Raw genomic sequence first — 14078 nt, 5'->3', positions numbered from 1 at the left:
TGGCGTATCGGGGGTTTTCTTTTGCCCGCTAAAAAAGCGCGCGGGCCTTAGAACAATACGGTTGCCATACCGGACTGAGGCACGCCGCCTCGCTGCCCCCATAACTCAATCCGGCCGTTTATCACGGCCATCGAGTGCCCGCCGTACTCCACCGTCCCCACCTTGCTGTTTCTCAGATCCTCATCGGTCGCTGGCCTGTAACGTCCTTTCAGACCCAGGCGGTCCAGCCCCTCCCGCGCATACTCTCCATCGTTGAGGCTATTCATCGCCGCCTGGAAACTGCGTCTTGCCGTACCGTCGTTGTTTTCCATCTGCGCCCGCTTGGCGCTCGCCGCATACATGAAGTTGGCATCAGTCATCATGGCCGGGTCATCGCCCTTGAACCGAGCATGGGTGGCAGCCTGCTGTAATTCGTTCTGCGACAGGTGGAGTTTGAATCCATCACGCATGGTCACGTCGAAACCGTCACCGCTCTCCTTCACCTCCTTGAAGACGTCGGTGGGCTTCTGGCCAAACTGCATCATGGCGGCCTTTATCGCCGAGACAGTGATGCAGTTGCCGTCGGGGCCCTGGCTGAAACCACTCCAGATATTGTCCGGTTTTTTCCCCGGGTTGCTGTTGTCGGGTTTGTAGTTGAAATGTTTTGCGCCTTCGGTGAGCGGTTTGTTGCTCATGGACTCGGAGGGACCAAACCCGCCACCACCAAGGCCGCCACCGCCGCCACCGCCGCCACCGGGCGAAGGAGTGGGCGCCGGTGAAGGGGAAGGCGCATCCGGAAACAAGTCCGGAAACAGTGCCTTCAAAAGCGCCAACCACTGTTCGGATAACTCTTTCTTCAGTTGCTCGAGAATCTCCTTGAACGCTTCATCACCCAGCTCTTTTCGTTTTTCATGAAGTTTGTCGCGCAGGTCCTGGGCGGTCTGGCTCTTGGAGGTTTTTTCGGCGTCATCCAACTGCCTGAGCAGGCTTGTGACGGTTTCCTTTTCAGACGCCAGGTTATCCTTGATGCCATCCGAACCGCCGGCGCCCCTCTGGTACTGCCCTGCCCCCCAAACGTCATATGGCACACCCCCCGAACCATCGCGTGACACCGAAAAACCCCACATACCTTCCCCTCCACCAATAATCACAAGGCACAACGGCTCTTGGCTTGATAGGTGGTCAAACAGGCATCGCACGTTCCGGCAGACGACCAAAAAAAAAAGCCCCTCGATCGAGGGGCTTTCCGGTGAAGCGGCTTAAAGCGACAGCATCAGGTCATCTGAATGATGGTCTGCATGATGGTGCTTTGGGTGGAGATGGTCTTGGCGTTCGCCTGATAGTTGCTCTGGGCCTTGATCAGGTCCACCAGCTCGTTGGTCAGGTTGACGTTGGAGTTCTCCAGGGAGTTGGCCACGATCGAACCCAGGGTGCCGGATTGCGGGGTATCAAACCCTGGCTGGCCGGACGCAAAGGTCTCTTTCCACGTGGTGCCGCCGTTTGGCTGCAAGCCCTGCTCGTTGTTGAAACTCGCCAGGGAGATCTGGCCAATGGCCTTGCTCTGCTGGTTGCTGAAAGTGGCGAAGAGTACACCGGTGCCGTCGATTTTCAGCCCGGTGATCTGGCCGGTGGCGTAGCCATCGGTGGTCGGCGGGTTGCGATAGGTAGCCGAGTTGTACTGGGTGATATTCGCCATGTTGACGGCAACCCCGGCTGTATTGGCAGCCGCCCCGTTAGACGTCCAGACACCGTTGACCAGGCCGCCCGGCTTCCAGTCGGAAATGGTCAGCGTGGTATTGGAAGCGGTGGCTGGCGGGGTGACGATGCCCGTGAGCTTGCCCGAGCTGTCAAACGACAGCGTCGAGGCGACTGGCGCCTTGACGTCGGTGCCGGTGCCGCTGATCGGCGAGCCGTCAGGGTTACGTCCGTCGATCAGCGTGTAGGACTTCCAGGTGTTGGAGTCTGTCTTCACCAGGTACTGCACCATCGGATGCGCGTTGCCCTGCGTATCGTAAAGGGTGGTGGAGTACTGGGTAGTGAAGCTGTCCGACTTCGTCGGATCAAATGGGTGTGCCGTCTGGTCGATCGGCAGCTCGGACGAGTTCAGGTTACTGGTGGAATCCACCTTGCTCGACGCCTTCGGCGGCAGGTTCGACAGGTTCAGTTGCAGGTCGGTCAAACCACCCTTCTGAATGTTGCCATCGGCGTCGGCCGCATAGCCTTGCAGGCGCGAAGTACCGGTGTTGTTGGTGATGTAGCCGTCCTTGTCGGCACGGAAGGCACCGCTACGGGTGTACTCCAGCGAGCCGTCGCTGCCCTTCTGCACGAAGAAGCCGCCACCCTGGATCGCCATGTCCAGAATGCCGCCGCTGTTGTTGACGTCACCCTGGGTGAACTGCTGGGACACTGCCGCCAGGTTCACGCCATTACCGATGCTGTTCTGGCCGGTGCCCAACTTGGAAGCCGCGTAGATATCCGCAAATTCCGCACGGGACGACTTGAAACCGGTGGTCGCGACGTTGGCGATGTTGTTACCGGTCACGTCCAGTTGTTTGTTGGCCGCATAGAGGCCGCTAAGGCCGATGTTAAAAGACATTGTTCTCTCCTTTTGCCGTATTTAGCCGGCTCTATGTACCGATAGTCTGAATTTGCGACAGCTTGATACTGCCCATGCCGCCCGCCAGGTTAAGCAGCATTTCGCCGCCGTTCGTACCCAGGGTCACGCTGGTCACCGTTGCCGGCAGCGAGGTGGCCAGGGCAACCGAGTCACCCTTGTCATTCTTGGTGGTGGCATTAAAGGTGTAGGTGCCTGGAGGCGCCGTCTCGCCCGCATCGTTCTTGCCATCCCAGACAAAGCTGGAATTGCCGGCGCTCTGGGCGCCCATGTCGATGGTGCGTACGACGTTGCCGTCCTTGTCGGTGATCTTGACGGAGACGTTACCCGTCGCTGCCGTCACCGCCACGGAACCGGTCATGCTCTTGCTGGTATCAACCATGGCCTTGTCGGTCTGGGTGATCACCGAGCGCCCCACCAGCGACGAAGCCTGCAGCGCCTGCGAGGAACTGAAGTTGCTGGAAATCGCGTTCACCGAGTCATTCAGGGTGTTGATGCCTTCCAGGCTACTGAACTGCGCCAGCTGTGCCACGAACGCGCCGTTGTCCTGGGGCGACAGCGGGTTCTGGTTTTTCAGTTGGGTTACCAGCAGTTGCAGGAACGCGTCCTTGCCCAACGACTGGTTGCCGGTCGCCGAACTGACGGCGCTGCCGACGCTGCTGTTATCTGTCGCAGTCTTGACCTTGGAATTGAAAAGGTCCTGGACCGCAGTGTTGGTCGAACTGGTATCAACAATGGCCATTATTTGGCGCCCCTTATCACTGACCCAGGGTCAGGACCTTCTGCATCATGGTTTTGGCGGTGTTCATCATTTCCGCGTTGGTCTGGAACGAGCGGCTGGCGGAAATCATGTCGGCCATTTCCTCGACCACGTTGACGTTGGGGTAGTACACGTACCCTTTTTCGTTCGCGGCGGGGTGGTTCGGCTCGTAGCGGGCTTCGAGGTTGCTCTGGTCTTCGACCACACCGAGCACCTGCACGCCCTGGCCTGCGGCATCCTGGTTCTGGAACAGCGAGTCGCCGCTACCGCTCTGGCCACCCTGGCCGCCCTGGAACATGGTGGCGAACACCGGGTGCCGGGCGCGGTAGGTCTGGTCAATGCTCGACGACACGGTCTCGGCGTTGGCGATGTTACTGGCGACGGTGTTGAGGCGCGTGGTCTGCGCGCTCATGCCACTACCGGCAATATTGAAAACACTGGCGAGGGACATGGCTTACTCTCCACGCAGGGCTGACATCAGCCCTTTGAATTTGCTGTTGAGCAGGGTGAAGCTGGCCTGGAAGTTCACCGAGTTCTCGGCATAGGCCGATTGCTCCAGCTGGGCGTCCACGGTGTTCTGGTCGATCGACGGTTGCATCGGCGTGCGATACAACAGCGACTCGTCACCATTGCCCAGGCCTTGCGCTTCGATATGACGGCTGTTGGTCATGTTCAGGGCGAAGGTGCCGTTCTTGGTCTTGTCTTGCTGTGCGGCGAGCACGGCAGAGAAGTCCAGGTCCCGAGCCTTGTAGTTCGGGGTGTCGGCGTTGGCAATGTTGTTGGCCAGGACTTCGGCACGCTGGGCGCGGAAGCCCAGGGCTTGTTCGTGGATACCGAGCGCTTTATCGAAGCTGATGCTCATGGCGGAAACCTTTAGGGGCGGACCTGCTTTTCGTAACTAGGATTTAGCAAGGGCCATGCCAAGTTGCCGGAGCGCCGTAAATCAAGGGTTTGCGACAGGATTGCCGGCGGCAATGCCAGAAAAGCGGCAAAGGGTTTCCGCGAAACGCCAGTAAAGCGGCAATGCCTGCTTGCCGCTCTGCGGCCATAAAAAAAGGGAGGCCTCTGCAGGCCTCCCTTTTTTGTTCAAGCGCTCATCACTTGGCCTGGTAAATGATCCCCGGACTGCACTGCACCATCTGGTAATGATCCGGCAAACCGTTCAGTGCCTCGGAAGCGCCGAGGAACAGGTAACCGCCACGCTTGAGGGTGCCGTGGATGCGCAACAGAATGTCTTTCTTCACCTCGGCCGAGAAGTAGATCAACACGTTGCGGCAAAACACCATGTCGAACTTGCCCAGGCTGGCATAACTGTCCAGCAGGTTGAACGAGCGAAACTCCACCCGGCTCTTGATCGGCGCCTTGACCGCCCAGCGCCCCGCGCCTTTAGGGTCGAAGAAACGTTGCAACCGCTCCGGGGACAACCCGCGGCCCAGTGCCAGGCTGTCGTATTCGCCGGTCTTGCAATTGGTGAGCATGGTGCCGGACAAGTCTGTGGCAACGATTTGCGCCCCTGCCTTCAGTTGGCCCATGTTGGTCCGCTCGAACTCGTCGATGGACATCGAAATCGAATACGGCTCCTGCCCCGACGAACAGGCCGCCGACCAGATGCGCAGGCGCTGGCCGGGGGCAGCCTTGATGGCCTCGGGCAGTACCTTGTTCTTGAGCACCTCGAACGGATAGGTGTCGCGAAACCACAAGGTTTCGTTGGTGGTCATGGCATCGACCACCATCTCCTTGAGCCCGCTGCGCGGCTGGCCCTGGATCCGCTGCACCAACTCCCCGAGGGACTTGATGCCTTGCTGCTCCATCAGTTTGTTGAGACGGCTGGATACCAGGTACTGCTTGTTTTCACCGAGCAATATGCCACAGGCTTTTTCCAGGAAGACCCGGAACTGTTCGAAATCCAAATTACCCGTAGACAATGATACCGCCTCTTAAATCGTGTGACCGCCAGGGAAAAAGCCCCTAGCCGTGATCTGCTGCCTTGATCCGGTCAACTACCCGGGATGCCAGGTCATCAGGGCGGAATTTGGCCAGGAAGTCATCGGCACCGACCTTCTTGACCATTGCCTGATTGAATACACCGGACAACGAAGTATGCAGGATGATATGTAATTTTTGCATGCGTGGGTCGTTGCGTATCTCGGCCGTGAGGGTGTAGCCGTCCATTTCCGGCATCTCGATGTCGGAGATCATCATCAGGAATTCTTCTTCCGGTTTCTTGCCCTCATCCACCAGCTTGCGCAGGTAATCCAGGGCCTGGCGACCGTCATTAAGCGCCACCACTTCAACGCCAACCGTCTGCAGGCAGCGGGACACCTGCCTGCGTGCCACCGAGGAGTCGTCCACCGTCAGCACCCGCAGCGAGATCGCCTTGTGCGCGGTCTCGGCGTCTACTACGCCGACCGAAATCGCCTCGGAGGTCGGGGCCACTTCAGCGAGGATTTTCTCCACGTCGATGATTTCCACCAACTGGTTGTCGACCCGCGTCACGGCCGTGAGGTAGTGATCGCGGCCGGTGCCCTTGGGCGGCGGATGGATCTCTTCCCAGTTCATGTTGACGATGCGTTCCACCGAACGCACCAGGAAACCCTGGGTCTTGGTGTTGTACTCGGTGATGATCACGAACGGACTTTCGCGGTCCTGCAAACCCGCCGAACCGGTGGCCATGGCCAGGTCAAGAATCGGGATGGTCGCGCCACGGATGTTCGCCACACCGCACACCACCGGGCTGGACTTGGGCATTATTGTCAGCTTGGGACACTGCAGCACCTCCCGCACCTTGAAGACGTTAATCCCGTAAAGCTGCTTGCCGTCCAGACGAAACAGCAGCAACTCCAGGCGATTCTGCCCCACCAGCTGTGTGCGCTGGTTTACTGAATCCATTACACCGGCCATGCCCAGACTCCTACGCTAAAACTTAGGGGTACGACGCGTACCCAACACTAAACGGCACGAGCTTTGCTTTTTTATTGGCCATGGACATCAAAACGACAGTTTCCCGACGCCCCCGATCCCCACAGTACCGCAGATTGATCTGCGTCTCGATGGCGTTGCTTGCCCTGGCTGCGGGCCCGCCGGCCCGTGCCAGTAACGTCACCTTGCCTGATCTGCTTATCGGCGTCACTCAGGGCTTTCTTGAGTTCACTGTAGAAGATTATCTGGCGACCACACAGACGCCGGGGCGCTATGAAATCCAGGTCAACCAGCTGGATCCGCGCCTGCGCATGCCGATGTGCGACAAGGAATTGACAGCCTCCCTCGAAAGCCCGGCCCAACCCATCGGGCGCGTGACCGTGAAGGTTCGCTGCGAAGGCGCCTCGCCCTGGACGGTGTTCGTGCCAGCCCAGGTCAAGCTGTTTCGTGACGTGGTGGTGGTGACCCGGCCGTTGAAACGCACCGGAATCATTGGTTACGAAGACGTTGCCATGCGTGAACGGGACATCAGCCTGATCACTCAGAGCTACCTCACGTCCGTTGACCAAGCGATCGGGCAGAAACTTACCCGACCAATGGTCACCGACCAAGTGATTACCCTGGTCAACCTTGAACAGGCCGAAGTGGTGCGCAAGGGCGACCAGGTGGTGATTTCCGCCAGCAGCGGCGGACTGAATGTAAAAATGCCCGGGGAAGCCCTGTCCAACGGCGGCATGAGTGAACAGATTCGCGTCAAGAACCTCAATTCCAACCGCGTGATCAAGGCCCGGGTGACGGCACCCGGGCAGGTTGAGGTGGCTTTATAGATCACTGGCATAGGACGCCAGCTTTTCCTACACTGTGCGCAAAGCAGCATCGCGTATAGGTTTATTGTCAATCGAGCCTAAAGTTTGTCCGGGTATGGCCGAAAACATGGCAAGCGTCCAAATACCCAGAGGTTTTTTTAACATGGTCATCGATTTCAGTCGTTTGAATAACGCCCTGCCAACGCCTGGCTCTTCGCGCACCAACGGTGCCAAAGACAGCGTTGAAGCCAAGTCCCAGCCTCTGCCTGCCAAGACAGAACAGGCCGGTGCCAGCCAAAGCGGGGAATCGGTACACCTGAGCAATGAGGCTCAACAGTTGCAGAAGGTCACTGACTCGCTGAGCGATCAGCCGGTTGTCAATAAAGCCCGCGTGGCCGAATTGAAGCAGGCGATTGCGGATGGCAGCTATAAGGTCGACAGCAACCGTGTAGCCAGCAAGCTGCTTAACTTCGAAGCCGAGCGCTAGGCAAAGGCCTGCGCCAGGCTTTTGGACGCTTAAACCCCAAGGCCAGCCATGCACGACGAAAACTTGCTACAACTGATCATTGAAGATTTGATTCCCGCACAGCAGTTGCTGGAGTTACTTCGGGAAGAATCCCTGGCCCTGTTCGGCCGCGACATGCGCATGCTGGAAGAAATTCTGGCGCGCAAGCAATCGCTGATCGTCCTGCTGGAACAACACGGCAAGAAACGCAGCCAGATTCTCGTCAGCCTGGGCCTGCCTGCCGACCACAAAGGCCTGGAGCAACTCGCCAGCCACTCCACGGTCGGCGACCAGTTGCTGGCCCAGAGCAAAGAACTCAACCAGTTGCTGACCCTGTGCCAGGAAACCAACATCGTCAACGGCCAGGCGATCCAGCGTCAACAAGCCACGACCGCCAATCAGTTGCGTATCCTCCACGGCGGCGAGCCTCCAGCCCTCTACAACGCTCAAGGCTCCACCTCACGCCTGGCCAAGCCAAGCACCCGCAGCCAAGCCTGAAACCAGTTTAAGCGCGCCCTATCCAAGGCGCGCCACATGCTGGCAAAATGAAAGCACTTGCGTGTAGTCGTATTTTGTCTGGAGATGGAAGAACCGTGTTCAACGCCCTTAACGCGGAAGATGCTCCGCAGCCACCCAAGGTACTCACCACGCCGCTGGAAATCGCGGGCACCTTGCGGATGCTGCAAGAGAGCCACGACCCGCTGATCATCACCTTCCACGAACGCAACCAGCGCTTTCAAAGCTACCTGGTCGAAGTCGACCGGGACAGCAAGTCGCTGGCCCTGGACGAAATGATCCCGCGTGACGGCGAACGCTACCTTGAGAATGGCGAAGCTTTCCGTATCGAAGGTTTTCACGATGGCGTGCGAGTGGCCTGGGAAAGCAATGGCACCCTGACCCTCGATGAAGCCCACGGCCACCGCGTTTATCGCGGCAGCATGCCCGACGAAGTGATTTACCATCAGCGCCGCAATGCGTTCCGCGCGGCCCTGAAGCTGGCGCAACTGGTGAACGTCGAGCTGGGCGGTGAAAAACTCAAGGCCCCCATCGGCGGCAAGCTGCTGGATATTTCCGCCACCGGCTGCAAATTGCGTTTCGAAGGGGACATCTCCGAGCGCCTGCAACTGGGCCAGGTCTACGACCGCTTCATCGCCGCCCTGCCCTTTGGCAGCATGACCACCTCGGTGGAACTGCGCTATCTGCACTTCGAAGAAAGGATCAACACCACCTTCGCCGGCGTGCGCTTTCACAACATGAGCGGGCTGGTGCAGCGCCAGGTCGAACGGTTTGTCTACCAACTGCAGCGCGAAGCGCGTCGTTTCGACAAGGACGACGATCTTTAAGCAGTAAAAGGTCGCGACAGAAAAACGGGCAGCCCCTTAAAGGAACTGCCCGTTTTTGCTTTCAGGGGCGCGCCCTGCTCAGGTCGTGAGGGTGATCATCCGGGTCCGGATGCTCCGGGGGTTCGGTGACAAGTTCCGGCTCATCCACCACCGGCTCGGGATCCACCTCGGGCTCCGGGTCCGGAACGGCGGTCTGCATCTGCTCCTGCACCACCTGCTCATCCACACGCGGGTCCAGGCACGCCACCAGTGGCGAACTGGACATGCTGTCGGGCATTGCCACGTGATGCAGCGGTGCGTCGTCCACCTGATGCAGGTTGGTGACCGCCTTCGGCCGGATGCGCCAGACCAGGATCAACGCACACAGGCTGAAAAACGCGTACAGCATGTGGCTGCCGAACAGCTTCATCACCACACCTGCCAACAGCGGACCGACACTCGCGCCGACCCCGTAGGTCACCAGCAACATTGCCGTGAGCGACACCCGGCGATCGCCCTCGACGTGGTCATTGGAGAACGCCACGGCCAACGGATACAGGCAGAATTGCACCAGGGAGCAGAGAAAGCCCGCAACAAACAGCACTTCCAGCGGCACCTGGCTCATGATCGCCAGCGGCAGCGCGGCCACCGCCAGGCACAAGGCGAAGCAGCGGATCAACAGCGCGCGGTCATAGCGGTCAGACAACCAGCCCAGCGGCCATTGCACCAGCAGCCCGGCGAAGATGCAGCTACCCATGAACAGACCGACCTGCTCAGTGGTCAGCCCTTGCTGCGAGGCATAGAGCGGCGCCAAACCATAGAACGAACCCACGATCAGCCCAGCACCCAACACGGTACTGAGGGACTGTGGCACCCGCTTGATAAAGAAACGCGGTTCCATCGGCGCCGGGTGCAGGGGCGCCGGGTGAATGCGGCGAGTCATCGCCACCGGTACCAGGCACAGCGCAAAACACAGCGCGACCAGCATCAGCAACTCAAGCCCCAATTGCGGGTGCATCACAAGAATCAGTTGGCCCAGCACCAGGCCCAGGTACGACGCGATCATGTAGCCACTGAACACCACGCCCCGCTGCTTGGCGTCTGCCTGCTCGTTGAGCCAGCTCTCGATGACCATGTACTGGCACATCATGCCGAGGCCGACAATCATCCGCAGCACGATCCAGGCCGGCAGCCAATTGATCAGCCCGTGCCCGAGTACCGCCGCGCCGACAATCCCGGCACAGGTGGCGTACGCCCGGATATGCCCGACCCGGGCAATTAGGCGGTGACCGATCTTGCCCCCCAATACCAGGCCAAAATAGTTGGCCGCCATCAACGCACCGACCCACAGGCTGTCGACGTGGTCTGCCGCCAGGCGCAAGGCCAGGTAAGTACTGAGCAGGCCGGAGCCGATCAGCATCATCAAGGAGGCAAAATAAAGGGCTCGAAAAGATTTCCAGATCTGGCGCATCGGCGTTCCGAGCGGCTCCTTGCAGTGGGGGTTCAGGGCTACCGGAATGATAGTCCCGCGTCGTCGGGTCCGGACAGCCAAAACACGCGGTTGCCGGGGAATATTTTGCTCATGCCAATTGGCTACGTGTCAGACGCTCGACAATGACCCGCGAGGTACACGATGCAGACGAATACTTGCGTCGCCCTGCTCTTGCCTCCCGTGTGAACGTCAAACGCCGGCAAGGTTCGGTTGGTGTTTGAAAAGACTGGCGCACCTGGACGCCCAGCCACAAAAAAGCCCCGCCAGACAAATCTGATCGGGGCTCTCTGACGTTTCAGCCACTTGGGCAGCAACGATTATATGGTGTCCCAGGGCCGGTTCGAACGGCCAACCTTCCCCTTAGGAGGGGGATGCTCTATCCAATTGAGCTACTGGGACTAATGACAGCCAACCGGCAATGGGCACGGCGACGGACGGCGTGCATGTTAACGGCGCAGGTGAATTTTGTCATGTCGTCCGTGGGCTTTTTGAGTGCAGGTCCATGCCTGGGGCTGCAACTTGTATTGCACTCAATGATTACGGGCAATCGCAACCATCGTGCAAAATGCACTCCCCCAAAATGCCATCATTGCAAATTGCAACATCACACCTACCTGGACAGTAATTAACTATTTGATTTTAAAGGATTTATTATCAAATAAAGACTGGCACGGCACCTGCAATCCTTTATCCTACAAATACAGTCCGGCCCAGCCATCTGCGGAGAACATGCCCATGAACAGCGCACTTCTACTAGCCCTCAATACCGTTGCATTGGCTGCGCTGGTGATGTTCCATTTTCAATCCAACACCTCCGACGACGCGGCGCAAGTCAGCCAGGCGATCCCCCATCACCTGCAGCAACGCCCGCAACTGGCGGTCATGAAGCCGAACATGCAATCACCGCTGCAACTGACCCAGGGCACTCAAGCTGCCCCTTCGACTGAACACTGGGTTTTCTGAACCGCTTACCGGAGTATTCCATGACCAAGCCCGCCTGGCTGTTTCTGACACTGGCCCTGGCCTGCGCCGGCCTCGGCCTGAACGTAGTGTCGCAAGACCTGCAGACCGTCTCTTTCGTCGCCGCCGGTGTGTTTGGCAGCCTGTGGGTACTGGCAATCGTCATTGGTCGCCGCATCAAATTCGACCCCGTACTGCGCTGAATCTCCCCGCTCGTCGCCCTTCCGAAACTAGCTGCCACCTACCGGATCATTCGTCCGGGCAGCTGACCATATGTCGCTCCGCCCTCGTAAATTGGCAATTTGCCACTAATCTTAAAGTTAAGGGCAAAAGGCCATATTGCTATAGGATGTGCGCCCGAAAAGCCTTTTGCGCCTAGGGCCCGCGGCCTTGCCCCCTGTTTGGGTGCAACTGTGGAAAAGTTTTCCAACCAGTCCGCAAATTTTGAAATGAGTACTGGCATAAAGCCGGTAGCCGGTTCAATATTTGTCACAGAATTGACGCCAAGGAACTGGCAAATCTGAGGCATGATGCGGCCTCTTTGCAATTCAGGTTGAACATTTGGCAGCAAGCCTTGTCCTAACATTCATCTTGCGGCCAATTCCAAAAACCGCTCCCCTGAACTAACCGGTTAAATATATGCGCCCATTGAAACAGGCAATTTATTCCAGCCGTACGGCTGACAAGTTCGTCGTACGTCTGCCAGACGGAATGCGGGAACGCATTGCCGAGGTGGCTCGCAATCATCACCGCAGCATGAACTCCGAAATCATCGCACGCCTGGAACAAAGCCTGATTCAGGAAGGTGCGCTGGGCGACGAGCTGAGCATGCGCCTGGACAGCCCCGAGCTGTCACTGCACGAACGCGAACTGCTGCAGCGTTTTCGTCAGCTCTCCCACCGCCAGCAAAATGCTCTCGTCTCGCTTATTGCACATGACGTTGAGGCAGCCGCAGAAGCCAACTGATTGGCAACCGAAAGCTGAAAGCCAGCCATGCGCTGGCTTTTTTTTGCCTGTGATTTGGTAAAGAAAGGATCAAGGGGCACAAGCCCCTTGATCGGGAGAAGGGATCAAAGCAGGAAGATGGTGGCCAAGCCCAGGAAGATGAAGAAGCCGCCACTGTCAGTCATGGCTGTGATCATCACACTGGCGCCCATGGCCGGGTCCCGCCCAAGGCGCACCAGGGTCATTGGAATCAGCACCCCCATCAGGGCCGCCAGCAGCAGGTTAAGCGTCATGGCCGCGGTCATGACCACCCCGAGCGACCAGCTGCCATACAGCAGGTACGCCACGATACCGATGACACCACCCCACACCAGGCCATTGATCAGCGCGACCGCAAGCTCCTTGCGCATCAACCGCTTACCGTGCCCGGTGCCCACCTGATCCAGCGCCATGGCACGTACGATCATGGTGATGGTCTGGTTACCCGAGTTACCGCCAATACCCGCCACAATCGGCATCAGTGCAGCCAAGGCCACCAGCTTCTCGATGGAGCCCTCGAACAGGCCGATGACCCGTGAAGCAATAAACGCGGTAATCAAATTGACCGCCAGCCAGGCCCAGCGGTTACGCAGGGATTTCCAGACTGACGCAAAAATGTCTTCTTCTTCCCGCAGACCCGCCATGTTGAGGACTTCGCTTTCGCTCTCCTCACGAATCAGGTCGACCATTTCATCGATGGTCAGACGGCCGATCAGCTTGCCGTTCTTGTCGACCACCGGGGCCGAGATCAAGTCATAACGCTCGAACGCCTGAGCGGCATCGTAAGCGTCTTCGTCGGGATGGAAACTCACCGGGTCACTGGCCATGACGTCCGCGACTTTCTTCTCCGGGTCATTGACCAGCAGGCGCTTGATCGGCAGCACGCCCTTGAGAATGCCTTCGTAATCGACCACGAACAGTTTGTCGGTATGGCCTGGCAGCTCCTTGAGGCGGCGCAGGTAACGCAAAACCACTTCCAGGCTGACGTCTTCGCGGATGGTGACCATCTCGAAGTCCATCAGCGCGCCGACTTGCTCCTCGTCGTAGGACAACGCGGAGCGCACACGCTCACGCTGTTGGCCGTCGAGGGTTTCCATCAGCTCATGGACGACGTCACGCGGCAGCTCGGAAGCCAGGTCAGCGAGTTCGTCGGCATCCATGTCCTTGGCAGCAGCCAAGAGCTCATGATCGTCCATGTCGGCGATCAGGGTTTCACGGACCGAGTCGGATACTTCGAGGAGAATGTCGCCGTCGCGATCAGCCTTGACCAACTGCCAGAGGGTCAGACGATCATCAAGCGGCAAGGCTTCGAGGATGTAGGCGACGTCGGCGGAGTGCAGGTCATCGAGCTTGCGTTGCAGCTCGACGAGATTTTGCCGGTGAACCAGGTTCTCGACCCGGTCATGATTCGGGCCTTCCTGGCGATGCGTCAGGTCTTCGACCACGCGCTGGCGCTGCAGCAGCTCAACGACTTGAGCCAGGCGATCCTGCAGGCTTTCTTGTGTTTTCTTTACTTCAACTTCGGTCATAGGCGAACTCCACTCCCAGCAGCAGGGCACGCCGGAAGGATCAATCAGTCAATTCATGATTGGTAAAACGGGGTACTGAGTAACTACTGGGTAAGTCCATGGAGGTGTTCCACAAGCCCCGGCGGGGCTGACGGGCGCAATGATACACCGGGCGACCGCTTTTAACGTCAAAAAACTGGAAAGAACAAGCGCTTGCGACACAAAGCTG

Annotated in this window: 16 protein-coding genes and 1 tRNA gene; 7 read left to right on the top strand and 10 right to left on the bottom strand. The window is 58.5% G+C overall.

The features are described 5' to 3' along the window. Positions 1 to 47 precede the first annotated feature (47 nt). The 7 genes from MUM_RS0100440 to MUM_RS0100410 all read right to left on the bottom strand — a co-directional run bounded on the left by MUM_RS0100440 (position 48) and on the right by MUM_RS0100410 (position 6254). The gene (locus MUM_RS0100440) at positions 48 to 1106 is read right to left on the bottom strand and encodes a hypothetical protein (protein ID WP_010165774.1); all 1059 of its coding nucleotides are present in this window, start codon (positions 1104 to 1106) and stop codon (positions 48 to 50) included. 146 nt (positions 1107 to 1252) lie between these two features. After that, positions 1253 to 2575, bottom strand: coding sequence for a flagellar hook protein FlgE (gene flgE / locus MUM_RS0100435; protein ID WP_010165772.1), 1323 nt, complete (start codon positions 2573 to 2575; stop codon positions 1253 to 1255). Between the two features lie 31 nt (positions 2576 to 2606). Next, the gene (gene flgD / locus MUM_RS0100430; RefSeq protein WP_010165771.1) at positions 2607 to 3335 is read right to left on the bottom strand and encodes a flagellar hook assembly protein FlgD; all 729 of its coding nucleotides are present in this window, start codon (positions 3333 to 3335) and stop codon (positions 2607 to 2609) included. 16 nt (positions 3336 to 3351) lie between these two features. Then, complete coding sequence (gene flgC / locus MUM_RS0100425) at positions 3352 to 3804, bottom strand: flagellar basal body rod protein FlgC (RefSeq protein WP_003214244.1); 453 nt, start codon at positions 3802 to 3804, stop codon at positions 3352 to 3354. 3 nt (positions 3805 to 3807) lie between these two features. Continuing rightward, positions 3808 to 4215 carry a flagellar basal body rod protein FlgB gene (gene flgB, locus MUM_RS0100420; RefSeq protein ID WP_003214246.1) on the bottom strand — a complete coding sequence of 136 codons (408 nt, stop codon included), beginning with the start codon at positions 4213 to 4215 and terminating at the stop codon, positions 3808 to 3810. Between the two features lie 235 nt (positions 4216 to 4450). Beyond that, complete coding sequence (gene cheR, locus MUM_RS0100415; RefSeq protein ID WP_010165768.1) at positions 4451 to 5278, bottom strand: protein-glutamate O-methyltransferase CheR; 828 nt, start codon at positions 5276 to 5278, stop codon at positions 4451 to 4453. Positions 5279 to 5321: 43 nt separating this feature from the next. After that, positions 5322 to 6254 (bottom strand): chemotaxis protein CheV, encoded by a 933-nt coding sequence (locus MUM_RS0100410; RefSeq protein ID WP_010165766.1) that lies wholly within the window; start codon positions 6252 to 6254, stop codon positions 5322 to 5324. 80 nt (positions 6255 to 6334) lie between these two features. On the opposite strand from MUM_RS0100410, the gene flgA reads away from it, so the two are divergent. The 4 genes from flgA to MUM_RS0100390 all read left to right on the top strand — a co-directional run bounded on the left by flgA (position 6335) and on the right by MUM_RS0100390 (position 8926). After that, positions 6335 to 7099 carry a flagellar basal body P-ring formation chaperone FlgA gene (flgA, locus tag MUM_RS0100405; protein ID WP_032881719.1) on the top strand — a complete coding sequence of 255 codons (765 nt, stop codon included), beginning with the start codon at positions 6335 to 6337 and terminating at the stop codon, positions 7097 to 7099. A gap of 142 nt (positions 7100 to 7241) precedes the next feature. After that, complete coding sequence (gene flgM, locus MUM_RS0100400; protein ID WP_003214254.1) at positions 7242 to 7565, top strand: flagellar biosynthesis anti-sigma factor FlgM; 324 nt, start codon at positions 7242 to 7244, stop codon at positions 7563 to 7565. A 48-nt stretch (positions 7566 to 7613) separates the two neighbouring features. After that, positions 7614 to 8081 carry a flagella synthesis protein FlgN gene (locus MUM_RS0100395; RefSeq protein WP_010165761.1) on the top strand — a complete coding sequence of 156 codons (468 nt, stop codon included), beginning with the start codon at positions 7614 to 7616 and terminating at the stop codon, positions 8079 to 8081. A 95-nt stretch (positions 8082 to 8176) separates the two neighbouring features. Continuing rightward, positions 8177 to 8926 (top strand): flagellar brake protein, encoded by a 750-nt coding sequence (locus MUM_RS0100390; protein ID WP_010165759.1) that lies wholly within the window; start codon positions 8177 to 8179, stop codon positions 8924 to 8926. A gap of 61 nt (positions 8927 to 8987) precedes the next feature. Here the strand turns inward: MUM_RS0100390 and MUM_RS0100385 are convergent, their stop codons facing one another. Then, positions 8988 to 10376: an MFS transporter gene (locus MUM_RS0100385; RefSeq protein WP_010165757.1), complete on the bottom strand. Its 1389-nt coding sequence runs from the start codon at positions 10374 to 10376 to the stop codon at positions 8988 to 8990. 343 nt (positions 10377 to 10719) lie between these two features. Further along, a tRNA-Arg gene (locus tag MUM_RS0100380) sits at positions 10720 to 10796 on the bottom strand. Positions 10797 to 11132: 336 nt separating this feature from the next. Here MUM_RS0100380 and MUM_RS0100375 point away from each other — a divergent pair. The 3 genes from MUM_RS0100375 (at position 11133) to MUM_RS0100365 (ending at position 12323) form a co-directional block, all read left to right on the top strand. Further along, positions 11133 to 11360 carry a hypothetical protein gene (locus MUM_RS0100375; RefSeq protein WP_010165755.1) on the top strand — a complete coding sequence of 76 codons (228 nt, stop codon included), beginning with the start codon at positions 11133 to 11135 and terminating at the stop codon, positions 11358 to 11360. A 20-nt stretch (positions 11361 to 11380) separates the two neighbouring features. After that, positions 11381 to 11560 carry a PA3371 family protein gene (locus MUM_RS0100370; RefSeq protein WP_010165753.1) on the top strand — a complete coding sequence of 60 codons (180 nt, stop codon included), beginning with the start codon at positions 11381 to 11383 and terminating at the stop codon, positions 11558 to 11560. 436 nt (positions 11561 to 11996) lie between these two features. Further along, positions 11997 to 12323: an Arc family DNA-binding protein gene (locus MUM_RS0100365; protein ID WP_003175643.1), complete on the top strand. Its 327-nt coding sequence runs from the start codon at positions 11997 to 11999 to the stop codon at positions 12321 to 12323. 104 nt (positions 12324 to 12427) lie between these two features. Here MUM_RS0100365 and mgtE read toward each other — a convergent pair whose 3' ends face one another. Then, positions 12428 to 13870: a magnesium transporter gene (gene mgtE / locus MUM_RS0100360; RefSeq protein ID WP_010165747.1), complete on the bottom strand. Its 1443-nt coding sequence runs from the start codon at positions 13868 to 13870 to the stop codon at positions 12428 to 12430. Positions 13871 to 14078: the final 208 nt, after the last annotated feature.

Source organism: Pseudomonas sp. PAMC 25886 (assembly GCF_000242655.1).
Taxonomy (GTDB): Bacteria; Pseudomonadota; Gammaproteobacteria; order Pseudomonadales; family Pseudomonadaceae; genus Aquipseudomonas.
The sequence above is the reverse complement of the archived record's forward strand: the minus strand, read 5'-3'. Positions and strand labels throughout refer to the sequence as shown.